Here is a 22,405-nt window from a genome sequence, read left to right on the forward strand (position 1 = left end):
TGCACAAATGTTAAATTAATTGAAGGTAAGTCATGCCAGCGAGAATAGTTTTTAAGAAAAACTACATTGATTTTGTCCGTGATGTAGCGCTAGCGAATGGCAAAGTTTCTAATCGAATGATCGCAAAACGTCTTGCTATCGATGAGAAAACTATCAGAAATTGGAGGCGTGAGTATTATGATTTTGATAGGGCTTTTGGTGAAGCTCTATCGATGATTAGAGAAAAGATAATAAAAACGGCGGTAAAAAACCTTGATGTCAGAAAAATGAAAACTATCAATAAGACCCCTGACGGTGAAAGCGAAAGTATCAAGGAAATACACCCTACCCACAATGATATTGCCGTTTTTGAGAAGATTGGATTAAGTAGTGTGATTATGTCTCAGGAAGAAGAAAAAATATGTTATTTGCAAACAATTCTAGAACGAAAGAATTCAGGGGAAATTACTCCGCTTCAAGCTGGTCAACTTATTGAGATAGAAGGTATACCCGTCCCTAACACGCTATTGCTAGAAATCAAACAAGCATCGGGACTTGATGAATCACAAGATATTTTCCCTTCTGTCATTCAAGTTATCGGTGGAAAATTTAAACATGATGAAAATAGCAACCGTTAAAATTCCTCCAAAACTCGTTAAGGTTTTTAACCGTTGTGCTCGTTATCGTTGCGCTTACGGTGGGCGAGGAAGTGGAAAAACCCGTACCTTTGCGTTGATGTTGGCGGTTAATGCTTTTAATGCAGCAAGGGTGGGCAAAAAAGGCGTGATACTTTGTGCCCGTGAATTCATGAACTCACTTGAAGACTCGAGTATGCAGGAAGTGAAACAGGCAATACAAAGCGTCAGTTGGCTTAATCCTTTTTTTGATATTGGTGAAAGATATATTCGTACCAAAGACAAGCGGGTTTCTTTTGTATTTTGTGGATTAAGGCATAACTTGGATAGCCTAAAATCAAAATCATCAATTTTGTTCTGCTGGATAGATGAGGCTGAAAACGTACCAGAGTACGCATGGCAAAAATTAATCCCTACGGTGCGAGAAGAAGGCTCTGAAATTTGGGTGACGTGGAATCCTGAGCGAAAAGGGAGCGCAACCGATGTTCGCTTCAGACAGAAAAAACCAAGTAACTGTATTTCGGTTGATCTTAACTACAATGACAATCCGTGGTTTCCTAATGTTTTGGAGGAAGACCGGAAAAACGACCGGATCCGGCTTGATGCCAATACCTATGCGTGGATTTGGGAAGGGGCTTATTTGGAAAATTCCAATAAGCAAGTATTGAACGGCAAATATGATGTTGTTGAGTTTGATGATGATCTCTGGAAAAAAGCAGACCGATTGTTGTTTGGAGCCGATTTTGGATTTTCGAATGACCCTAGCACCCTGATACGTAGTTTCATCCTTGGTGACTGTCTGTACGTTGAATACGAAGCCTACAAGGTTGGCGTGGAATTGGACGCACTACCTCAATTCTATCAAGCGATACCGGAAACAAGACGTTGGCCAATTAAAGCAGACAACAGCAGACCAGAGACTATCAGCTACTTAAAACGACAGGGCTTTAATATTGCTCCGGCATCTAAATGGAATGGTAGCGTAGAAGACGGCATCGCGCACCTACGAGGCTTCAAAAAAATCATTATTCACCCGCGTTGCAAACACACAATTGAAGAAGCGCGGCTATATTCGTACAAAATTGACCGTAATACGGGTGATGTTCTGCCTGTCATTGTTGATGCTCACAATCACTGTTGGGACGCAGTGCGTTATTCTTTGGACGGGTATATCAAAGGCTCAGTCTCTTTTCTGGATACGCTATAGTGTATTACTGGAAGTACAAAAACGTTCGTTTTCGTACATCCTACAAAACGCCTGTACAAAAATAGGTTAAATTAATTTCGTACATCCTGTATAATAAGTACATCTATTTCGTACAGGAGAAATAAATATGTCACGGGTTTTTGCCTACTGCCGAGTATCCACCTTAGAACAGACCACCGAAAATCAACGCCGAGAAATTGAAGCAGCCGGATTTAACATTAAACCGCATCGAATTGTCGAAGAGAATGTTAGCGGTTCGGTGGCTGCTAATGAAAGAAATGGATTTGTCAGATTAACAGACAGATTAGAAGCAGAAGACGTTCTTGTGGTAACCAAATTAGACCGACTCGGGCGAAATGCCATGGATATTCGCAAAACCGTTGAAAACCTAGCCTCCTTAGGTGTTAAAGTTCACTGTCTTGCATTAGGTGGCGTCGATCTCACCAGCCCAGCCGGAAAAATGACAATGCAGGTGATTTCTGCTGTTGCTGAATTTGAACGGGATTTGCTAATTGAGCGCACTCAGGCAGGAATAGTCAGAGCAAAAGCACAGGGTAAAAAGCTCGGCAGACCTCGATCACTGGACGACAAACAAAGAGAAGAAGTGATATTGCATTTAAAAAACGGTCAAAGCATCAGTTCTCTTGCAAAAATCTTTAATACAACCAGACAAACGATCATGCGAATAAGGGATGCGGAATTTGCTACGGCAAAATATGGGGTTCCGGCGTAGAACCCCTAGCAAAAGAATTTGGCGCATCACGCGAAACCATTTATCGGTATTTGCGGACTGGCTAGGATTGAGGTAGTAGCCTATGAACTTCAGGTCGTGGTTTCTGAGATGCTTGCCAAAGTTCATATTGAGTTTGCATTTCGATCCACATTTCAGCACTTGTACCAATTGCGCTTTCTAGTCTTAAAGCCATATCAGCAGAAATACCTGAATTACCATTCAATATACGAGAAAGAGAGACTCTAGTAACACCTAATGCTTTTGCTGCCTCAGTCACTGAAACGTGGCTTAAATATTCACGTAAAACGATTCCTGGATGAGAAGGGTTATACATTCTAGTCATAATTACCTCAATGATAGTCTTGATAATCAACAAGGATCACGTCCTCACCTTCAAATTTAAACGTTAATCTCCAATTTCCATTAACAGATATTGCCCAGTGACCTTTTAGCGATTCTCCTTTTAATGGATGCAACTTCCAGCTTGGGGCTGACATATCAGAAGGTTTTTTTGCGACGTTTAAGGCGGTTAATTGCACTCGTAACTTTACAGCATGTTTAGCTTGAATCCCTGAAGTTACACCTGTTTTAAAAAATCGCTCAATCCCTTTGTGACGAAAATTCTTAATCATACATCACCTTGTAAAATGTATATATACACTATACAAAATGGTGATAAAAAAATCAATATAAGAGGTTGTATGTTCCTTTCTCTTAAACGAAAAAAATCACCCCAAAAACTCGCCGATGGCGGATTGGATAACTTGATGCGTGAGGTGAATGCGATAGGGGCGTCCACGACGACATTACCCTCTAGTTTTGCTGCACTTGGCATAACAGGTGCGGGCTATTTTGAAACCGACAAAGGCTTGGCGTGGCTCTATGAGCGTGTGTCAATTGTGCGGAAATATATCAACAAAACGTCAGGCGACTGTATCAAGCACTGGCGTACCGTGCGTTTTACGGGCGATGATGAAGCACGAACCGAACAACTGAATGATGTGTTCACGGGCGAAGAAAAGCGCCTTAACATCAAAAAGCACGCAGAACTGGCGTTAAAACTGGCTTCGCTCTACGGCGGTAGTCTGTTAATCGCGGTGACCGACGAAGAAAATCTGGAAAAGCCGCTCAATGTGAACAACGAACAGTTAAAAGGCTTTTTGGTCGTCCGGCAAGGCGAGTATCGCATTCGCAAAATCGCTACCAACATTTTTAGTCCGTACTTTAACAAGCCATTGTTGTTTGAGTTAGAAAGCGCCGAGAAAATACTTGTTCATCACTCCCGTTGTTGTTTGACGGTCGTTAATCAAATTACCAATAGCACCGTTAGAGCGAATGAAAAAGCCAATGATGGTAAAAGCGATATTTTGGCGTTTATCTCTGATTTACTCGGTTATCTTTACGTCAACGATGAAGTGCTTGGCATGTTGCGTGAGATGAAATCCGATATTTTCTTGCTGAAAGATTTGAACACGGGGATCACCAACGGAAGAGGCAAAGAAATTATCGACTGGCTGCAATTGGTATTGCAAGCCAAGAAAAGACACAACGTGTTGATGCTGGATGCAGACAGCCAGTATGAGCAAAAAGAGTTGTCGCTGGCAAATGTTTCAGACATCTGGACAAAAGCGCAAGACCGATTGGCGATTGCGATGGACAGACCGAAAACGATTTTGTTTGGCGATGGGGCAGCCGGATTTTCCACCGGACAGGAAGATTTGCAATCTTACTACGACACCATTTTCGAAATTCAAGAATCCCGTTTGCGCCCGATTATTAACTTCTTCGACAAATTCATTTGTGCCAAGCATGGCATTAGCGAAACGGAAGTCGCCTTTGAATTTGTCCAAATCAAAACGGAAAACAAAGCCGAGTCTGCCACTAATCTGAATACCGTGACCACGGCATTAATGTTGTTGCTGGAACACGGCGTGATTGAGCCACAAGACGCGCTCAATGAGTTAAACCGTCGTGAACTGGTTGACGTGAAAAACGTACCGGAAGTGACGATGATGGCAAACCTACTCAGTGAGGAGGATGACCGTGAATTTACCACCCAAGGGAAAATTAACGGGGAGGGAGTGTAAGCCGATTAATCCGAGTAAGCGCGCAGAAGTCTATTATGCCGCCTCAGTTAAACATCTTATTTCACTTTTTAAGCTCGTGGTTAAGCAAGAAATTGCCAGAGAAAATCAACAAAAAAATCTTGGCGATGCCAGCCCCAATTCTATCCAAAAACGCTTCCAAACCTTTAACCGCATTGTTGACCGTTTTTTAACGATTGACATCAGCGCATTTGCAACACGGGTCGCGCGTAATTTTGCCAACATTACTAATGCGGATAACAAAAAACGGTTAAGCCGTGAATTTGAGTCTGTGATTGCAATTAACCCCGCAGCGGTGTTGGACAGCAAACAAACGCAGGATTTCTTTAACGGCATGATTGGCGAAAACGTCCAGTTGATTAAAGGATTGCATACCGAGTCATTAAGCCATATACAAAAAATTGTGCAATCGATGATAGGCGGCAACAAAACGTTGCGCGACGCCGGAAAGGAAATCACGGCAGCGTTGAATATTCAGCAAAACCGAGGTATGCGGATTGCGATTGACCAAAGCCGCAAAGCAATGGGTGATTTAACCAATCTCAGAATGCAAAAATTGGGCATTAAGTTATATCGCTGGTCAGCGGTGATGGATAAGCGAAAAAACGGCGGAACCCGTCCCTCTCATGCAGCGATGAATAATCGCATTTGCCGATTTGATGACCCAAGCGTGTATTTCAACGAAAAAACCAAGCAGTGGGAAAAACGAAAACGGATTGGGGGCGTGGAACTTCACCCTTCGCAAGATTTTAACTGTCGCTGCGTTAGCAAAGTAATTTTACAAAGCATAGAAGGATTGAACGATGAACGGCAATAACCGATTGCCTATTGATATTAAGGGCGCACAGCAATTGGAAACGGGTTATCGCATCCCGAGCAAAATTGCCAAAGTGGGGATACAGGAATTTGAAGGCAAAGAACTCTCCAGTCATGTTCCTAATTTGCTCCCCACCCAACGCTACAAGGTTGAGGTATTACCCGAAGACCTTTTTGACGCTGAAACCATCGCCTCGTTTGAGGGAAAACCGCTTACCTTTTTCCATGCACCCAATAACGAGGTGACCAGTGATAACTGGAAGGAAACCGCTATTGGGCATGTGCAGAATGTGAAACAAGACGGCGATTATCTTTCAGCCGATGTTTTCCTTTATGACGCTGAGGCGATTGCTGCCATTAAAAATTACCAAATCAAAGAACTCAGTTGTGGTTACAAGTCGTTTATTGAACCGACTGGCACAACGGGGATTGATTTCAAGAAAACCCATATCAGAGGTGACCACGTCGCAATTGTTGACGAGGGACGCTCTGGACATGATGTCAAACTAGGAGATAGCGCTGTGTCTATGAAAGCAAAACTCGCTGCCGTTAAGGGTCAGCATACGTTGGGGGATGAGGGCGAAACACCCGATACCCTTGATACTCTATTGATTCAGATGAGTGATTACATTCAGTTGCTCACCGAATCCGCCGATGAAGCCACCAAAGAAATTGGCGAGATATTAACGGGATTAATCGGAAAAGCCCAAAGTCTGAATGTGACGCCGTCACCTACCAGTGAGGTTAAGCAAGGCGATGCAGCCAGTGAAATCACCTCCGTGCCTGAAAATACAGAGGTTACCGATGATAAATCGCTGATTGAGACGCTGAAAAAGCAGCTTGAAGAACTGACGGAAAAACTCAAAGCACTGGAGGAAGAAAACGCCCGACTGAAAGCTGAAAAAGAGCTAGCCGAAACGGAAGCCGAAGCGAAGTCAACGTTTGGGGATGTGGCAATTGGACATGCCCGAACCGCACGGCAAATCAAGGAAAATGTGATTATTGCGAAAGGTTTGGTGACACAACAGGAAGCCAGAAAACTCGGCGATTCTGCGATTAACGGTAAGTATGACTATCTCATCAATCGTCAGCGTGAACAGAATAAGCCACGATTAAATCTTGGCGATAGAAAACCCACTAAATCCGCATCACAACGCCTAGGAGGTCGCTAATGGCATTTGGATTCACAAATTGGGATTCCGATAAAGGAACCTTGCGCGCGGGCACAATCTATCGCGCCTCAAGCTCCAATGACAAAGTGTGGGGCGAAGAAAACAACACCACGACTGACCTACCCTACGGCGTGTTTGTGGCGGTGAACCCTGACGGTGGTGTTAAGCCGATTTCTGCTGCCACCGATGTTATCCACGGTATCGTGGTGAGGGATATTTACAGCGAGAAAGCACCACACAACAAGCAAGTCAATATAGGGCATTTTTCCCACGGTGATTGCGTTGGGGCAGCAACGGCAAAAGATGAAACCTTTAAACGGGGCGATAAAGTTTATGTGGTCGCAAAAGGTGACGATGTTGGCAAAGTTTCCAAAACGGCAACAGGCAATATTGATTTGGGGTATTGGGTTGAGAATGTCAGTTCAGGCAGTCAGTGCGTGGCAATAACGCTTGGCTTCATACAAAAGGTAGGAGAATAACCGATGGCAATTGAAGAAGCCTATTTTGAAACGGTGTTGCAAGGAGCGTTAACCGAACGTGACACGCAGCTACAGGAAAAACAGTTACCTGAAATCAATATCGGGGAGGCAATCCCAATCAACGAAGGACTGGATTTTGCCGATGAATACGTAGAATACGGTATTACCGAGGTGTTGGGCTCTGTCAAAGACGGCATTATCGGCAACAAAACCAACTCGCTGGTGACGATTGATAGCACCATTGAGATGTACAAAGCGCCTGTTTGCCAGTGGGCAAAAGCCGTTGTATGGACACAACAGGAGCTTGATGGTTAGGAAATTGAATCGCTTTTAAAGTGAGTAGCAAAAGCCATCCCTTATTGCAAAAAGGAGATGGGGATCGATTTATTGTGTTTAGTGCCAGTTAACATTTCCTCAGAGAGTGTAATTTCTAACCTGATTTCCTTATTTTAGACACATTGATCCTGCGTTTAGCTGCGTAACCATCGCTTTTTCTCCAGGTTATGCAGTCTTTCTGACAACAATTCCGTTGCTTTTTTACCCATTTGCGCCCCGGTGAAAAGCAGCCTGTCGCCACACAGAATACATTTGTACGGATCGGTACGCAGAAATCCTTTCATCAGCACAGAAAAACCTGGGTTCTCCGGTTTTTTACGTGCCGTCATCTCAAGTGCCTTATACACTTTCGGCAATAGTTTTCCTCGTTTACGATTCGACAAAAAACCAGAGTAACGCACCATTTTAAAATGCCTGGCCGGAATATGGCTTATATAGCGTCTAATCATCTCTTCCTGCGGCAGAGTCTGCTGCCGATGCTGGCCAGTTCGGTGGTCATGGTAGTGATGAACAACGGCACCCCCTCGGTAATGCCGCAGTTTTGACGCAGATACCGGTGGGCGTTTAAGGTAGCGACCGAGGTACTTAACACTATGCCATGCCCCTTTCGTTTTTTTAGCAAAGTGCACTTTCCAATAACGTCCGTACTGCGCCCTCAAGTAACGCCGCCAATGTTTTTTGTCACGGATATGGCCAAGACCGGGAAGAAGGCCAGGGTTAATTAAATCATAACTGTGACGCAGTAGTCGGATAACAGCCCCTCGCCAGATTTCTTCGACATCCTTTTTTTTGAAAAACAGCTTTCGCCATACACTATGTTTACTATCCAAACCCCCTCGAGTGACGGAAACATGAACATGCGGATGTTGATTGAGTTGCCGGCCATAAGTATGCAAGGCACAGAAAATACCAATTTCGATACCCTGTTTGCGAGCCAACTGCAGCATAGCTCGAGTGGCTGCCCGAAACAGAGCATTAAGTAGCGGCCAGTTATTGTTAAAAAAAGGCCAAAGGAGATGTGGCATGGTGAAAGTAATGTGTTGCCAGTCGCAGTCGGGTAAAATATGAACCTGCTGTGCTAACCACTGCTCGGTGGCTTTAAAGCCACATGAACTGCAGGCTTTTGACTTACAGCTTTGGCAGAAAAAACGGCTGTGAGAACAATCAGACGAAGCGCAACAATAGCGCCGGACACCCATGGCACAAGTGCCGCAGGCAAGCATGCGCTCCACAGATAAACTCGTCCACGAACTAACGCTATCGCCGTATTTTTCGAGGAATTTATTCCAACCGTCATCAATGGTGAAAAGTAGTTTAGCAGGACGAGGGATATACATCTGACTCAATTACCTTATGGGCATCTTGCCAAAGAAACAGAAATTGTCAGATTCGTCAGCCCAGTTATCGGTGTGTTTATCCCAGGGTTCAAAGGAAACAGGGATTATTCCTAGCTCCGTATAGGTGATGAATTCATCGGCAGGCAGACTTTCAGTTATTCCCCCCTCAGTGTAGTCGTATCCAGCGTCATCGGCTTGGTCTTGGCGTTGTTCAAAACTCCTGATAATCGTGACTAGCGGCGGGTAATACTGCGTGTCGAGAAAAAATTGGGGGCCGAGTCGGACGCAGTGGCGTATGGCTTCTTTTAGGGTGTCATAAAAAAATTCAGGCGGTCTGTCATCATCATTTTCGGGTGGGAGAGAGATCATAAAACGTTTCAGATAAACAGGCGTTGTGGCACGTGAAGTGACGGGCAGCCTGCCTGATTTAACCGGTTTACGCTTTCTGGGAGATTTATTGCGAGCCATCGAGATGAATCCCTGAAAAAAATTAACCTACTGCAGAGTATAAAACAGTACTCAACTCATTAACATCCCCGAAGCAGCACCGCTGCGCCGCTCACGCGTAGCGTGCTACGTTCGCAAACAAAAAGCCGTCTATATGCCGATGGTGGACGGTGTTATCAAACGTGCCCGTCAATCCGGTCAGGTAGCTAATATCATTGCAAAAGTGGTTTATGCTCAAGACGAGTTTGAATATGTGATTGACGAAAATGGCGAGCATTTAACGCATCGTCCGTCGTTTGTTGACGGTGATGAGATAGTGAAAGTCTATGCCTTCGCCAAACTTAATAGTGGTGAACTCGTTGTCGAAGTGATGAGTCGTGCTGACGTGGAAAAAATACGGGATACGGTACAAAGCGCAAAATACGACTCAAGTCCGTGGGTGAAGTGGTTTGATAGAATGGCACTCAAGACAGTGATTCATCGCCTCGCTAGACGGCTTCCTTGCGCTTCTGAGCTATTTTTGATGCTTGAGGTATACGAAGGATGTAAATTCAACAGAAAAACCGCTTAGAATGGCTCCTGCTTCGTTTAAACGGCTATCACTGAGGGATGTTCTGCGCGAACGAAACGAAAAACAGCGTCAAAAAGCAGAAACGGTGATAGAAGCACCAACAGAAACACAACCAGCAACCCATCCAAAACTGGAAGCCGCATTAATTGCCCTCGACGATGCCACCGACGAAAAAAACCTTGCTGAAATCGTTGAGTATTGTACAGTATTGTCCGCCGAGTTGTCTGAGGACGAAAAAATACAACTCAGAGAGAAAATTAAAGTTAGCAAAAAGCGGTTAATTCCAGCCAAAAAAGATAGCGAAGTGTGGATCGCAAGGCTGGCCAACGGCACAGGCGACGCTTGGCGATTTCCAGACGGTGAAATCGTCCACGGATTTTTTGAGGCCGAGAGGAAAGCTAAAGAGATGGGCGTGGTACTTGAAAAGAGAAAACAATACCGATTTAGTCCCAGTCATTGACTTAAATGTTATCACTAACCTATAATGTATTTGCAATGCACTTGCATTATAGGTGAGTAAATGGAAAATTTAACCATTAGAATATCCAAACAAGATAAAGAATTGCTGAAAGATTTTGCAGATTTTAACGGTATTTCTGTTTCAAATCTGTTAAGACAGTCAGCGCTTGAACGTATTGAAAATGAAATTGATATCAAGCTTTATCAGCGCGCAAATAAAATTATGAAAGAAATGACTGATGATGATGTTATTAATCATGATGAGCTAATCTCTGATTTAGGTCTTGATGATGTACACAGTTAAATATCATAAAAATATTGTAAAAACTTTAAAAGGAATCAGTAAATCAGACCAATTATTTATTTTATCTTGGATAAATAAAAACCTAATTAACACCAAAAACCCAAGAATTTATGGAAAATCTTTAAATGGAGAAAAAAAAGGTTTATGGCGTTATCGGGTCGGGAATTATCGAATTGTGGTAAATATTCAAGATAAAGAATTAATTATTCTAATAATAGATATTGGTCACAGAAAAGATATTTATCGTTGAGATTGCAAAACAAACGCTAATGACAGGGATGGATACGCAATCGGTGATGAAATTTACGGGTTTAACTGATTCTGAAATGAGCAACTTGATGGTTAGGAATCTCAATCAATACAGTAAGGCATTAATGGAGGTGTTTTGAACTCAATATTTCTATTAAATTCTGACAGTTTTCTCGTTGATTAACCATGAGAACAGTAATTCGGTTAAATTATCATCTAAAAGCCTAATAATAGGCACACTGCTCCTAGGCTGCGGTTTGTAACCATCGTTTTGACCATTTTATCCCGCCTTTCTGACAGTAAAGTGACGGCGTGTATTCCTTTTTCCGCACTCATAAACCGCAATCGGTTTCCACATAAAATACATTGGTACGGGTCAGTATTTAAAAAACCTTTGATAAGGGCCCCAAACCCAGGTTTTTCAGGCACATTAGGAGATATCATGTCTAACGCCTCATACACCTTCGGTAATAAGCACCCGCGTTTGCGATTGGCTAAAAAACCGTAATAACGGATCATCTTAAAATGTCGCGCAGGGATATGACTGACATAACGCCGTATCATTTCTTCTTGGGATAAGGTCTGTCGTCTGTATTGTTGGCTGTGGTGGTCATAGTAATGATGAACCACGGTGCCGCCGCTGTAGTGTTTCAATTGAGAAGCGGAGATAGGGGGACGTTTAAGATAACGGCCCAGATATTTCACATTATGCCAGGCCCCGCGTGTCTTTTTGGCAAAATGTACTTTCCAATAACGTTGAAACTGGGCATTAAGGTAACGGCACCAGGTCTGATAATTGCGAATGTGCCCGAAGCCAGGCAATTTATTGGGTTGTAACTGAAAATAGTTATCCCTAAGGAGTCGAATGACCGCACTGCGCCAGACCTTTTCAACGTCTTTCTTTTTAAAGAAAATCGGTTTCCAGGTGTCATATTGAGTGAGTCCCCACGCGTGACGGATAAATGAATATGCGGATGTTGATTGAGTTGGCGACCGTAAGTATGCAGCGCACAAAAATGCCAATTTCGAGGCCTTGGCGCTTGGCGTGTTTGAGTATGGCGCGGGTTGCACAGCGAAAGAGTTGGTTGAGCAAGTACCAGTTATTGTTAAAAAAAGGCCAAAGTAGGTGAGGCATAGTGAGGGTAATATGTTGCCATTCGCAATCCGGCAAAATATGGCGCTGCTGGGCAATCCACTGTTCGGTGCCTTTGAGGCCACACGCACTGCAGGCTTTGGATTTACAGGTTTGACAAAAGAAGCGTGAATGAGAGCATTCAGGTGAAGAACAGCAATAACGGCGAACGCCCATAGCGCAGGTGCTGCAGGCGAGCATCTTTTCGACAGAGAGTAGTTGCCATTGTCACCGATCATGCAAAACTGATCCACTAACGATCATCTAAAACTGATCCACTTGGTATTATTCGCACATTTTTGTACGGATAATTTATGTTAACCAAGGAGATATTTGTGGATATTCATGTTCGCTTTGCACAAGGACAAAGCCTTCGAAAAATTGCCAGTGAGTTGGGTATATCCCGTAACACCGTAAAACATCATTTACAACAACAGACAATGCCAACTTATGCTAAAAGAAGTCAACAACCGACTAAATTATCCCCCTTTAAACCTTATTTGCTTCAGCGAATTGAACTGGCTAAACCTGATTGGATCCCTGCAACAGTCTTATTTGATAAGGTAGTTGAAAACGGCTATCAAGGTGGTATTGCTCAATTACGCCGATTTGTTTGTCAATTTAAACCAAGCATTGTTCCCGAAGTAGTCGTCCGTTTTGAAACACAGCCAGGTCAACAAATGCAAATCGACTTCACCAGCATCCGGCGAGGTAAAAAATCGCTGAAAGCGTTTGTTGCAACGCTAGGCTATTCGCGTGCGAGTTATGTAAAGTTCTTTGATAATGAACGAGCAGAATCGTGGCAGCAAGGTTTAAGAGAAGCTTTCGACTACTTTGGTGGTGTACCACAGGAAGTATTGTGTGATAACGCAAAATCCCTCATCATCGAACGGGATGCTTATGCAGAAGGTGATCATAAATTACATGTCGAAATGCTTCAAATGTCGAAAGATTACGGGTTTAAATTGAAGGCTTGCAAGCCCTACAGGGCAAAACGAAAGGGAAAGTAGAGCGCTTTAACCACTATTTAAAAACAGCTTTATCGTGCCATTAAACACCGACCTTCGTGCTCATAATCTTGAACTGGATATTGAAATAGCTAATGCAAAAGTGGGTCCATGGTTACAACGCGTTGCCCATCAGCGAATTCATGGAACAACGTTAGAGAAGCCAGCAGATAGATTAGCTAAGGAAGTTAAGTCTCTTCTACCCTTACCAGCAAGGGTTTGCCAATCTATCCCACAGACTAATACGCTTAATATCCCTATCGTACCGCCCCTTGAATCTGTCAGTTTGCAACACTCAATCAGCGTATACGAAGCATTACTGGGAGGTGAACATGTTATTGCATGAACAAATTGAACACCTGTGTGAGTCATTGAAATTAAATTCTATTCCGACTCATTGGTCATCACTTGCCGAAAAATGCATTGCCCAAGACAAAAGCTACGGAGAGTTTTTACTGTCCCTGTTAAAATGTGAGCAACAACAACGAGATGAACGAACTCGTAATCTTTTGAGTCGGATGGCAGGATTCCCAGCACATAAAGAACTTAATACGTTCGATTTTAAGTTTGCAACGGGGATCCCCAAACAACACATACAGGAATTAAGCGCATTAACGTTTATTGAACGTAATGAAAATGTCGTGTTGCTTGGCCCAAGCGGTGTAGGCAAAACGCATTTAGCTATTGGGTTAGGATTAAAAGCAGTACAGGCCAAGAAGAAAACCCGCTTTACCACGGCAGCTGAACTGATGTTGCAACTCTCAACTGCCAAACGACAAAATAAGCTCAAACAATATCTATCACGTTCGGTGATGGCCCCGAAGTTGTTGATTATCGATGAGATTGGATACCTACCGTTTGGGCGAGAAGAAGCAAACCTGTTTTTCAATGTGATTGCCAAGCGTTATGAGCATGGCAGTGTCATATTGACGAGTAACCTATCATTTGGGCAATGGCCAAGTGCTTTTGCTGATGACGCAACATTAACTGCCGCTATGCTTGATCGTTTACTTCATCATTCGCATGTACTGCAATTAAGCGGTGAAAGCTACCGATTGAAAGATAAGCGGCGCTCAGGAGCAATAACTGAGTAAAACAGTGGATCAATTTTGATTGATCGGATTTAGATAAAAAGTGGATCAGTTTTCGGTGATCGTTGACACTGACCCGTACCAATGTATTTTATGTGGAAACCGATTGCGGTTTATGAGTGCGGAAAAAGGAATACACGCCGTCACTTTACTGTCAGAAAGGCGGGATAAAATGGTCAAAAAACGATGGTTACAAACCGCAGCCTAGGAGCAGTGTGCCTATTATTAGGCTTTTAGATGATAATTTAACCGAATTACTGTTCTCATGGTTAATCAACGAGAAAACTGTCAGAATTTAATAGAAATATTAAGTTCAAAACACCTCCATTAATGCCTTACTGTATTGATTGAGATTCCTAACCATCAAGGAAAAATGTGTTGCGGTCGAACACCCATGGCAACTTTACACGATGGAAAACAAATTTGGAGAGAAAAAGATTTAAATCAAATTTGGCCTGACAGATACTGTATAAATAACCGGTAACTGTCAGATCTAGTTTGAGCTACTACAATTTAATTCAGATGTTGTTTTTCAATAAATGGAATCTTCACCTTGAGGGCGGGTTTTAAATCTACGGTGTAACCAAAGATACTGTTCTGGTGCTCGTAATATTTCTTTTTCCACCACTTTATTCATATAGGCTGCGGCGGCCACTTTATCATCTTTCGGATAATTAGTTAATTCTTCACCTATTATCAAACGATATCCATCCTTATCCTTATTGCGTATCAGTACTATTGTTAACATAGCTGGTTCCGCTAACTTTGATAATACAAATGTCCCGTTTGTTGTCGCTGCGTTTTTAACAGAAAGAAAGGTGCAAAGACACTACCTTTAGGGCCATAATCTTGGTCTGGTGCAAACCAGACACATTCCCCACTTTTAGTGCTTTTACCATCTCCCTTAAATTTTTCTATTAATCATTGCCTTATTTGAACGCATTCGTCCCTTGGTTTGTACCCATTCCATCACCTTGTTGTTGTGCGGTCGATACATAGCCATCATCGGTTGGCATAATCCTGTAATTCTGCCGCCAAGTTCTAGCGACATGAAATGTATACCAATAACCATGACGCCGCGCTTCTCTGTTGTTACCTTCTGTAAGTGAGTTATTCCATGCACAGTAAATAGTTTTCTTACGCGTCTGTCAGGCCAGAACCATGCTATTCCAGTCTCAAGTAATGCTATTCCTAACGAAGAAAAAACATCTTTAATAAGTTCTTCTCTTTTATTTAATGAAATAAGAGGAAAGCATAATTCTATATTTCTGCGCGCTATTGCTTTTCTGCGATTTAAGAAGAATCCAGATAAACTACCAATCGTTGAACCCAGCCGTACAAGTAATGGATAAGGTAGTTGTACTAATAGAAAAGGACTGATAATCCAAACCACGTTAACCAGTAACGAGGGTGAAGTAAAAATAGTGATAACTTTTCTTTTTATGCACTTACTATCCATGTTCATGTTTTTCACCCTAATATATCATATTCATAAGCGATTTACTCTATTGTTAGACGATTAAAAGCTCTGCTTCAAGCTCCCCAATGACAGCATCTCTTCTTTGGGGATATTTAAGCCCTTTTTTAACCATTGATGAACGTAGCACGCTACGCGTGAGCGGCGCAGCGGTGCTGCTTCGGGGATGTTAATGAGTTGAGTACTGTTTTATACTCTGCAGTAGGTTAATTTTTTCAGGGATTCATCTCGATGGCTCGCAATAAATCTCCCAGAAAGCGTAAACCGGTTAAATCAGGCAGGCTGCCCGTCACTTCACGTGCCACAGCGCCTGTTTATCCGAAACGTTTTATGATCTCTCCCACCCGAAAATGATGATGACAGACCGCCTGAATTTTTTTATGACACCCTAAAAGAAGCCATACGCCACTGCGTCCGACTCGGCCCCCAATTTTTCTCGACACGCAGTATTACCCGCCGCTAGTCACGATTATCAGGGTTTTGAACAACGCCAAGACCAAGCCGATGACGCTGGATACGACTACACTGAGGGGTAATAACTGAAAGTCTGCCTGCCGATGAATTCATCACCTATACGGAGCTAGGAATAATCCCTGTTTCCTTTGAACCCTGGGATAAACACACCGATAACTGGGCTGACGAATCTGACAATTTCTGTTTCTTTGGCAAGATGCCCATAAGGTAATTGAGTCAGATGTATATCCCTCGTCCTGCTAAACTACTTTTCACCATTGATGACGGTTGGAATAAATTCCTCGAAAAATACGGCGATAGCGTTAGTTCGTGGACGAGTTTATCTGTGGAGCGCATGCTTGCCTGCGGCACTTGTGCCATGGGTGTCCGGCGCTATTGTTGCGCTTCGTCTGATTGTTCTCACAGCCGTTTTTTCTGCCAAAGCTGTAAGTCAAAAGCCTGCAGTTCATGTGGCTTTAAAGCCACCGAGCAGTGGTTAGCACAGCAGGTTCATATTTTACCCGACTGCGACTGGCAACACATTACTTTCACCATGCCACATCTCCTTTGGCCTTTTTTTAACAATAACTGGCCGCTACTTAATGCTCTGTTTCGGGCAGCCACTCGAGCTATGCTGCAGTTGGCTCGCAAACAGGGTATCGAAATTGGTATTTTCTGTGCCTTGCATACTTATGGCCGGCAACTCAATCAACATCCGCATGTTCATGTTTCCGTCACTCGAGGGGGTTTGGATAGTAAACATAGTGTATGGCGAAAGCTGTTTTTTCAAAAAAAAGGATGTCGAAGAAATCTGGCGAGGGGCTGTTATCCGACTACTGCGTCACAGTTATGATTTAATTAACCCTGGCCTTCTTCCCGGTCTTGGCCATATCCGTGACAAAAAACATTGGCGGCGTTACTTGAGGGCGCAGTACGGACGTTATTGGAAAGTGCACTTTGCTAAAAAAACGAAAGGGGCATGGCATAGTGTTAAGTACCTCGGTCGCTACCTTAAACGCCCACCGGTATCTGCGTCAAAACTGCGGCATTACCGAGGGGGTGCCGTTGTTCATCACTACCATGACCACCGAACTGGCCAGCATCGGCAGCAGACTCTGCCGCAGGAAGAGATGATTAGACGCTATATAAGCCATATTCCGGCCAGGCATTTTAAAATGGTGCGTTACTCTGGTTTTTTGTCGAATCGTAAACGAGGAAAACTATTGCCGAAAGTGTATAAGGCACTTGAGATGACGGCACGTAAAAAACCGGAGAACCCAGGTTTTTCTGTGCTGATGAAAGGATTTCTGCGTACCGATCCGTACAAATGTATTCTGTGTGGCGACAGGCTGCTTTTCACCGGGGCGCAAATGGGTAAAAAAGCAACGGAATTGTTGTCAGAAAGACTGCATAACCTGGAGAAAAAGCGATGGTTACGCAGCTAAACGCAGGATCAATGTGTCTAAAATAAGGAAATCAGGTTAGAAATTACACTCTCTGAGGAAATGTTAACTGGCACTAAACACAATAAATCGATCCCCATCTCCTTTTTGCAATAAGGGATGGCTTTTGCTACTCACTTTAAAAGCGATTCAATTTCCTAACCATGAACGTAGCACGCTACGCGTGAGCGGCGCAGCGGTGCTGCTTCGGGGATGTTAATGAGTTGAGTACTGTTTTATACTCTGCAGTAGGTTAATTTTTTTCAGGGATTCATCTCGATGGCTCGCAATAAATCTCCCAGAAAGCGTAAACCGGTTAAATCAGGCAGGCTGCCCGTCACTTCACGTGCCACAACGCCTGTTTATCTGAAACGTTTTATGATCTCTCCCACCCGAAAATGATGATGACAGACCGCCTGAATTTTTTATGACACCCTAAAAGAAGCCATACGCCACTGCGTCCGACTCGGCCCCAATTTTTTCTCGACACGCAGTATTACCCGCCGCTAGTCACGATTATCAGGAGTTTTGAACAACGCCAAGACCAAGCCGATGACGCTGGATACGACTACACTGAGGGGAATAACTGAAAGTCTGCCTGCCGATGAATTCATCACCTATACGGAGCTGGGAATAATCCCTGTTTCCTTTGAACCCTGGGATAAACACACCGATAACTGGGCTGACGAATCTGACAATTTCTGTTTCTTTGGCAAGATGCCCATAAGGTAATTGAGTCAGATGTATATCCCTCGTCCTGCTAAACTACTTTTCACCATTGATGACGGTTGGAATAAATTCCTCGAAAAATACGGCGATAGCGTTAGTTCGTGGACGAGTTTATCTGTGGAGCGCATGCTTGCCTGCGGCACTTGTGCCATGGGTGTCCGGCGCTATTGTTGCGCTTCGTCTGATTGTTCTCACAGCCGTTTTTCTGCCAAAGCTGTAAGTCAAAAGCCTGCAGTTCATGTGGCTTTAAAGCCACCGAGCAGTGGTTAGCACAGCAGGTTCATATTTTACCCGACTGCGACTGGCAACACATTACTTTCACCATGCCACATCTCCTTTGGCCTTTTTTTAACAATAACTGGCCGCTACTTAATGCTCTGTTTCGGGCAGCCACTCGAGCTATGCTGCAGTTGGCTCGCAAACAGGGTATCGAAATTGGTATTTTCTGTGCCTTGCATACTTATGGCCGGCAACTCAATCAACATCCGCATGTTCATGTTTCCGTCACTCGAGGGGGTTTGGATAGTAAACATAGTGTATGGCGAAAGCTGTTTTTCAAAAAAAAGGATGTCGAAGAAATCTGGCGAGGGGCTGTTATCCGACTACTGCGTCACAGTTATGATTTAATTAACCCTGGCCTTCTTCCCGGTCTTGGCCATATCCGTGACAAAAAACATTGGCGGCGTTACTTGAGGGCGCAGTACGGACGTTATTGGAAAGTGCACTTTGCTAAAAAAAACGAAAGGGGCATGGCATAGTGTTAAGTACCTCGGTCGCTACCTTAAACGCCCACCGGTATCTGCGTCAAAACTGCGGCATTACCGAGGGGGTGCCGTTGTTCATCACTACCATGACCACCGAACTGGCCAGCATCGGCAGCAGACTCTGCCGCAGGAAGAGATGATTAGACGCTATATAAGCCATATTCCGGCCAGGCATTTTAAAATGGTGCGTTACTCTGGTTTTGTCGAATCGTAAACGAGGAAAACTATTGCCGAAAGTGTATAAGGCACTTGAGATGACGGCACGTAAAACCGGAGAACCCAGGTTTTCTGTGCTGATGAAAGGATTTCTGCGTACCGATCCGTACAAATGTATTCTGTGTGGCGACAGGCTGCTTTTCACCGGGGCGCAAATGGGTAAAAAAGCAACGGAATTGTTGTCAGAAAGACTGCATAACCTGGAGAAAAGCGATGGTTACGCAGCTAAACGCAGGATCAATGTGTCTAAAATAAGGAAATCAGGTTAGAAATTACACTCTCTGAGGAAATGTTAACTGGCACTAAACACAATAAATCGATCCCCATCTCCTTTTTGCAATAAGGGATGGCTTTTGCTACTCACTTTAAAAGCGATTCAATTTCCTAACCATGAACGTAGCACGCTACGCGTGAGCGGCGCAGCGGTGCTGCTTCGGGGATGTTAATGAGTTGAGTACTGTTTTATACTCTGCAGTAGGTTAATTTTTTTCAGGGATTCATCTCGATGGCTCGCAATAAATCTCCCAGAAAGCGTAAACCGGTTAAATCAGGCAGGCTGTGTAATGGTCAACAAATTCTGTAGAAGATCTAAGCGGCATTTTTAGTTCATGATATTTTTGATGTGGCGTTAAATAACCAATCGTTGAATGGCGTCGATAATAATTGTAAAACTGAATATAATTTTCAACTTCACAGACAACAGATTGATGATTCATAAACGATAAACGGTTAAGTCTTTCTGTCTTTAAACTCCTAAAAATCTTTCCATCACGGCATTATCGAGGCAATTACCTCGCCGACTCATGCTTTGAGTTATTTTCCGTTCAAAGAGGTGCGCCCTAAACTCCTCCGATGAATATTGGCAACCTTGATCTGAATGGAACATCAAACTTGTCGTATCCGGTAATTGCCGTTCAATTGCGTTATCTAAGGCTTCTTTCACTAATTTCGAATCCGGTTTTGTTGATAAGGCATAACCAATAATTTCTTTGGTGGCTAAATCCAACACACAGGCTAAATAGCTCCACCCATAGTGATGTCTAATATACGTGATATCCCCGACATAATAGTGATTATGCTGTTCAGGGAAAATTGTCGTTTAAGCAAATTAGGGGCATATCGATGTTCGTTACCCAATGAGTGATAGTAGTGCTTTTCGTTGGTCTAATTGCAACTAATTGATTTAATTTCATGATGTTCGATATTTTATAAGTGCCAATTTGGTGCCCTAAACCCTTTAACTCGGCTTGAATACGTCTTTTGCCATAAATTTGACCCGATGTATAAAAAATACGTTTGATTTCGCCACACAGTCTTTCATTTTCAACTGTCGGTATTTTCGTTTCATAATAAAACTACTGCTGCTTACTTCAAAAGATGGCATAACTCAGTGACCGTAAAATTGAGTACATGATTTTCAGTTGCTTCACGATTTTGAGTTTTGATTGTCGAGGATGAAGTAAGCCGCGGCTTTTAATATGTCATTATCCCTCTGAGCACGCTTAAGTTGAACTTCTAATTCTTGTATGCGCTGTTGCTCGGGTGTTAACGCTTTTGATTTTACAGGCGTATTCCCATTTAACTCGGCAAGATATTGTTGCTTCCATCGTGATACGGCAGATTTACCCGCACCGGATATTTTTCAACTTGGATATTGCTATATCCACCTTCAACCATGAGTTTTGCATATTCCAGTTTTGCTTTCCGCTAAAGGTTACTTTTACTTTTCGGGTCATATTTATACCTATAAGATTTTGCTTAATTATAAGCTATAAATCTCTACAGTTTTATTAGACCACTACACCCGCCGCTAGTCACGATTATCAGGGGTTTTGAACAACGCCAAGACCAAGCCGATGACGCTGGATACGACTACACTGAGGGGAATAACTGAAAGTCTGCCTGCCGATGAATTCATCACCTATACGGAGCTAGGAATAATCCCTGTTTCCTTTGAACCCTGGGATAAACACACCGATAACTGGGCTGACGAATCTGACAATTTCTGTTTCTTTGGCAAGATGCCCATAAGGTAATTGAGTCAGATGTATATCCCTCGTCCTGCTAAACTACTTTTCACCATTGATAACGGTTGGAATAAATTCCTCGAAAAATACGGCGATAGCGTTAGTTCGTGGACGAGTTTATCTGTGGAGCGCATGCTTGCCTGCGGCACTTGTGCAATGGGTGTCCGGCGCTATTGTTGCGCTTCGTCTGATTGTTCTCACAGCCGTTTTTCTGCCAAAGCTGTAAGTCAAAAGCCTGCAGTTCATGTGGCTTTAAAGCCACCGAGCAGTGGTTAGCACAGCAGGTTCATATTTTACCCGACTGCGACTGGCAACACATTACTTTCACCATGCCACATCTCCTTTGGCCTTTTTTTAACAATAACTGGCCGCTACTTAATGCTCTGTTTCGGGCAGCCACTCGAGCTATGCTGCAGTTGGCTCGCAAACAGGGAATCGAAATTGGTATTTTCTGTGCCTTGCATACTTATGGCCGGCAACTCAATCAACATCCGCATGTTCATGTTTCCGTCACTCGAGGGGTTTGGATAGTAAACATAGTGTATGGCGAAAGCTGTTTTCAAAAAAAAGGATGTCGAAGAAATCTGGCGAGGGGCTGTTATCCGACTACTGCGTCACAGTTATGATTTAATTAACCCTGGCCTTCTTCCCGGTCTTGGCCATATCCGTGACAAAAACATTGGCGGCGTTACTTGAGGGCGCAGTACGGACGTTATTGGAAAGTGCACTTTGCTAAAAAAAACGAAAGGGGCATGGCATAGTGTTAAGTACCTCGGTCGCTACCTTAAACGCCCACCGGTATCTGCGTCAAAACTGCGGCATTACCGAGGGGGTACCGTTGTTCATCACTACCATGACCACCGAACTGGCCAGCATCGGCAGCAGACTCTGCCGCAGGAAGAGATGATTAGACGCTATATAAGCCATATTCCGGCCAGGCATTTTAAAATGGTGCGTTACTCTGGTTTTTTGTCGAATCGTAAACGGGGAAAACTATTGCCGAAAGTGTATAAGGCACTTGAGATGACGGCACGTAAAACCGGAGAACCCAGGTTTTCTGTGCTGATGAAAGGATTTCTGCGTACCGATCCGTACAAATGTATTCTGTGTGGCGACAGGCTGCTTTTCACCGGGGCGCAAATGGGTAAAAAAGCAACGGAATTGTTGTCAGAAAGACTGCATAACCTGGAGAAAAAGCGATGGTTACGCAGCTAAACGCAGGATCAATGTGTCTAAAA

22 protein-coding genes and 8 pseudogenes are annotated in these 22,405 nt (G+C 43.5%); 23 read left to right on the top strand and 7 right to left on the bottom strand.

Annotation, left to right across the window (positions count from 1 at the left end; all coding sequences use genetic code 11):
• Positions 1 to 32: 32 nt before the first annotated feature.
• The 4 genes from ArsFIN_RS20840 to ArsFIN_RS28925 all read left to right on the top strand — a co-directional run bounded on the left by ArsFIN_RS20840 (position 33) and on the right by ArsFIN_RS28925 (position 2,619).
• Positions 33 to 617, top strand: coding sequence for a helix-turn-helix domain-containing protein (locus ArsFIN_RS20840; RefSeq protein WP_026824114.1), 585 nt, complete (start codon positions 33 to 35; stop codon positions 615 to 617).
• Positions 595 to 1,821: a PBSX family phage terminase large subunit gene (locus ArsFIN_RS20845; RefSeq protein WP_407062050.1), complete on the top strand. Its 1,227-nt coding sequence runs from the start codon at positions 595 to 597 to the stop codon at positions 1,819 to 1,821. The genes ArsFIN_RS20840 and ArsFIN_RS20845 overlap by 23 nt, the downstream gene beginning before the upstream one ends.
• A 127-nt stretch (positions 1,822 to 1,948) precedes the next feature.
• A complete protein-coding gene (locus tag ArsFIN_RS20850; protein WP_135678475.1) occupies positions 1,949 to 2,554 on the top strand; it encodes a recombinase family protein in 606 nt (201 codons plus the stop codon).
• The gene (locus tag ArsFIN_RS28925) at positions 2,536 to 2,619 is read left to right on the top strand and encodes a helix-turn-helix domain-containing protein (RefSeq protein ID WP_370520691.1); all 84 of its coding nucleotides are present in this window, start codon (positions 2,536 to 2,538) and stop codon (positions 2,617 to 2,619) included. Before ArsFIN_RS20850 ends, ArsFIN_RS28925 begins: the two co-directional genes overlap by 19 nt.
• Here ArsFIN_RS28925 and ArsFIN_RS20860 read toward each other — a convergent pair.
• Together ArsFIN_RS20860 and ArsFIN_RS20865 are read right to left on the bottom strand one after the other, a co-directional pair.
• Positions 2,616 to 2,897 carry a HigA family addiction module antitoxin gene (locus ArsFIN_RS20860; protein WP_135678477.1) on the bottom strand — a complete coding sequence of 94 codons (282 nt, stop codon included), beginning with the start codon at positions 2,895 to 2,897 and terminating at the stop codon, positions 2,616 to 2,618. The two genes, ArsFIN_RS28925 and ArsFIN_RS20860, sit on opposite strands and share 4 nt — an antisense overlap.
• 7 nt (positions 2,898 to 2,904) lie before the next feature.
• On the bottom strand, positions 2,905 to 3,186 hold the full coding sequence (locus ArsFIN_RS20865; RefSeq protein WP_135678479.1) for a type II toxin-antitoxin system RelE/ParE family toxin: 282 nt from the start codon (positions 3,184 to 3,186) through the stop codon (positions 2,905 to 2,907).
• 15 nt (positions 3,187 to 3,201) lie between these two features.
• Between ArsFIN_RS20865 and ArsFIN_RS20870 the strand changes: the two genes are divergently transcribed.
• The 5 genes from ArsFIN_RS20870 to ArsFIN_RS20890 are packed head-to-tail and all read left to right on the top strand — an operon-like array spanning position 3,202 to position 7,441.
• Positions 3,202 to 4,641, top strand: a complete 1,440-nt coding sequence (locus tag ArsFIN_RS20870; protein ID WP_135678481.1) for an anti-CBASS protein Acb1 family protein — start codon at positions 3,202 to 3,204, stop codon at positions 4,639 to 4,641.
• Positions 4,598 to 5,476: a phage head morphogenesis protein gene (locus ArsFIN_RS20875; RefSeq protein ID WP_167876732.1), complete on the top strand. Its 879-nt coding sequence runs from the start codon at positions 4,598 to 4,600 to the stop codon at positions 5,474 to 5,476. The genes ArsFIN_RS20870 and ArsFIN_RS20875 overlap by 44 nt, the downstream gene beginning before the upstream one ends.
• Positions 5,463 to 6,647 (top strand): DUF2213 domain-containing protein, encoded by a 1,185-nt coding sequence (locus tag ArsFIN_RS20880; protein ID WP_135678485.1) that lies wholly within the window; start codon positions 5,463 to 5,465, stop codon positions 6,645 to 6,647. Before ArsFIN_RS20875 ends, ArsFIN_RS20880 begins: the two co-directional genes overlap by 14 nt.
• The gene (locus tag ArsFIN_RS20885) at positions 6,647 to 7,126 is read left to right on the top strand and encodes a structural cement protein Gp24 (RefSeq protein WP_135678487.1); all 480 of its coding nucleotides are present in this window, start codon (positions 6,647 to 6,649) and stop codon (positions 7,124 to 7,126) included. The genes ArsFIN_RS20880 and ArsFIN_RS20885 overlap by 1 nt, the downstream gene beginning before the upstream one ends.
• 3 nt (positions 7,127 to 7,129) lie before the next feature.
• Positions 7,130 to 7,441, top strand: a complete 312-nt coding sequence (locus ArsFIN_RS20890) for a DUF2184 domain-containing protein (protein ID WP_246067524.1) — start codon at positions 7,130 to 7,132, stop codon at positions 7,439 to 7,441.
• 155 nt (positions 7,442 to 7,596) lie between these two features.
• On the opposite strand, the gene ArsFIN_RS20895 is transcribed toward ArsFIN_RS20890, so the two are convergent.
• Together ArsFIN_RS20895 and ArsFIN_RS20900 are read right to left on the bottom strand one after the other, a co-directional pair.
• Positions 7,597 to 8,799: an IS91 family transposase gene (locus ArsFIN_RS20895; RefSeq protein ID WP_135678014.1), complete on the bottom strand. Its 1,203-nt coding sequence runs from the start codon at positions 8,797 to 8,799 to the stop codon at positions 7,597 to 7,599.
• A 9-nt stretch (positions 8,800 to 8,808) separates the two neighbouring features.
• Complete coding sequence (locus ArsFIN_RS20900; RefSeq protein WP_135678317.1) at positions 8,809 to 9,267, bottom strand: hypothetical protein; 459 nt, start codon at positions 9,265 to 9,267, stop codon at positions 8,809 to 8,811.
• 82 nt (positions 9,268 to 9,349) lie between these two features.
• Between ArsFIN_RS20900 and ArsFIN_RS20905 the strand changes: the two genes are divergently transcribed.
• Genes ArsFIN_RS20905 through ArsFIN_RS20920 form a run of 4 tightly spaced genes read left to right on the top strand, consistent with a single transcriptional unit; the run spans position 9,350 to position 10,830 of the window.
• Positions 9,350 to 9,817 carry a recombinase RecT gene (locus ArsFIN_RS20905; protein WP_276489436.1) on the top strand — a complete coding sequence of 156 codons (468 nt, stop codon included), beginning with the start codon at positions 9,350 to 9,352 and terminating at the stop codon, positions 9,815 to 9,817.
• A 1-nt stretch (position 9,818) separates the two neighbouring features.
• Entirely contained in the window at positions 9,819 to 10,277 is a 459-nt protein-coding gene (locus tag ArsFIN_RS20910) for a hypothetical protein (protein WP_026824131.1), read from the top strand.
• Between the two features lie 60 nt (positions 10,278 to 10,337).
• On the top strand, positions 10,338 to 10,580 hold the full coding sequence (relB, locus tag ArsFIN_RS20915; RefSeq protein ID WP_026824132.1) for a type II toxin-antitoxin system RelB family antitoxin: 243 nt from the start codon (positions 10,338 to 10,340) through the stop codon (positions 10,578 to 10,580).
• Positions 10,567 to 10,830 (top strand): type II toxin-antitoxin system RelE family toxin, encoded by a 264-nt coding sequence (locus ArsFIN_RS20920; RefSeq protein ID WP_211229687.1) that lies wholly within the window; start codon positions 10,567 to 10,569, stop codon positions 10,828 to 10,830. The genes relB and ArsFIN_RS20920 overlap by 14 nt, the downstream gene beginning before the upstream one ends.
• 244 nt (positions 10,831 to 11,074) lie before the next feature.
• Here the strand turns inward: ArsFIN_RS20920 and ArsFIN_RS20925 are convergent.
• A pseudogene (locus tag ArsFIN_RS20925) lies at positions 11,075 to 12,186 on the bottom strand (IS91 family transposase); the annotation flags it as partial.
• Positions 12,187 to 12,275: 89 nt separating this feature from the next.
• Here ArsFIN_RS20925 and istA point away from each other — a divergent pair.
• From istA to ArsFIN_RS26625, 3 genes and pseudogenes are all read left to right on the top strand, one after another.
• Positions 12,276 to 13,314 (top strand): annotated as a pseudogene (istA, locus tag ArsFIN_RS20930) (IS21 family transposase).
• Positions 13,301 to 14,062: an IS21-like element helper ATPase IstB gene (istB, locus tag ArsFIN_RS20935; protein ID WP_135677409.1), complete on the top strand. Its 762-nt coding sequence runs from the start codon at positions 13,301 to 13,303 to the stop codon at positions 14,060 to 14,062. The pseudogene istA and the gene istB overlap by 14 nt, the downstream one beginning before the upstream one ends.
• Positions 14,063 to 14,129: 67 nt before the next feature.
• Positions 14,130 to 14,267 (top strand): annotated as a pseudogene (locus ArsFIN_RS26625) (IS91 family transposase); the annotation flags it as partial.
• 324 nt (positions 14,268 to 14,591) lie between these two features.
• Here ArsFIN_RS26625 and lpxP read toward each other — a convergent pair.
• Positions 14,592 to 15,496 (bottom strand): annotated as a pseudogene (lpxP, locus tag ArsFIN_RS20940) (kdo(2)-lipid IV(A) palmitoleoyltransferase); the annotation flags it as partial.
• Positions 15,497 to 15,767: 271 nt separating this feature from the next.
• On the opposite strand from lpxP, the gene ArsFIN_RS28355 reads away from it, so the two are divergent.
• The 5 genes and pseudogenes from ArsFIN_RS28355 (at position 15,768) to ArsFIN_RS28940 (ending at position 19,409) form a co-directional block, all read left to right on the top strand.
• The gene (locus ArsFIN_RS28355) at positions 15,768 to 15,890 is read left to right on the top strand and encodes a hypothetical protein (protein ID WP_276489417.1); all 123 of its coding nucleotides are present in this window, start codon (positions 15,768 to 15,770) and stop codon (positions 15,888 to 15,890) included.
• Between the two features lie 340 nt (positions 15,891 to 16,230).
• Positions 16,231 to 17,434: pseudogene (locus tag ArsFIN_RS28935) on the top strand (IS91 family transposase).
• 276 nt (positions 17,435 to 17,710) lie between these two features.
• Positions 17,711 to 17,833 carry a hypothetical protein gene (locus ArsFIN_RS28370; protein WP_276489434.1) on the top strand — a complete coding sequence of 41 codons (123 nt, stop codon included), beginning with the start codon at positions 17,711 to 17,713 and terminating at the stop codon, positions 17,831 to 17,833.
• Positions 17,834 to 17,959: 126 nt separating this feature from the next.
• Positions 17,960 to 18,163, top strand: a complete 204-nt coding sequence (locus tag ArsFIN_RS20950) for a hypothetical protein (RefSeq protein WP_135678491.1) — start codon at positions 17,960 to 17,962, stop codon at positions 18,161 to 18,163.
• Between the two features lie 9 nt (positions 18,164 to 18,172).
• Positions 18,173 to 19,409 (top strand): annotated as a pseudogene (locus tag ArsFIN_RS28940) (IS91 family transposase).
• A 273-nt stretch (positions 19,410 to 19,682) separates the two neighbouring features.
• On the opposite strand, the pseudogene ArsFIN_RS20960 reads toward ArsFIN_RS28940, so the two are convergent.
• A pseudogene (locus ArsFIN_RS20960) lies at positions 19,683 to 20,817 on the bottom strand (IS3 family transposase).
• 155 nt (positions 20,818 to 20,972) lie between these two features.
• Between ArsFIN_RS20960 and ArsFIN_RS20965 the strand changes: the two are divergent.
• Together ArsFIN_RS20965 and ArsFIN_RS28945 are read left to right on the top strand one after the other, a co-directional pair.
• Positions 20,973 to 21,176, top strand: coding sequence for a hypothetical protein (locus ArsFIN_RS20965; protein ID WP_135678491.1), 204 nt, complete (start codon positions 20,973 to 20,975; stop codon positions 21,174 to 21,176).
• A 9-nt stretch (positions 21,177 to 21,185) separates the two neighbouring features.
• Positions 21,186 to 22,382, top strand: a pseudogene (locus ArsFIN_RS28945) (IS91 family transposase).
• Positions 22,383 to 22,405 lie beyond the last annotated feature (23 nt).

It is taken from the genome of Arsenophonus nasoniae (assembly GCF_004768525.1).
GTDB classification, from domain to species: Bacteria; Pseudomonadota; Gammaproteobacteria; order Enterobacterales; family Enterobacteriaceae; genus Arsenophonus; species Arsenophonus nasoniae.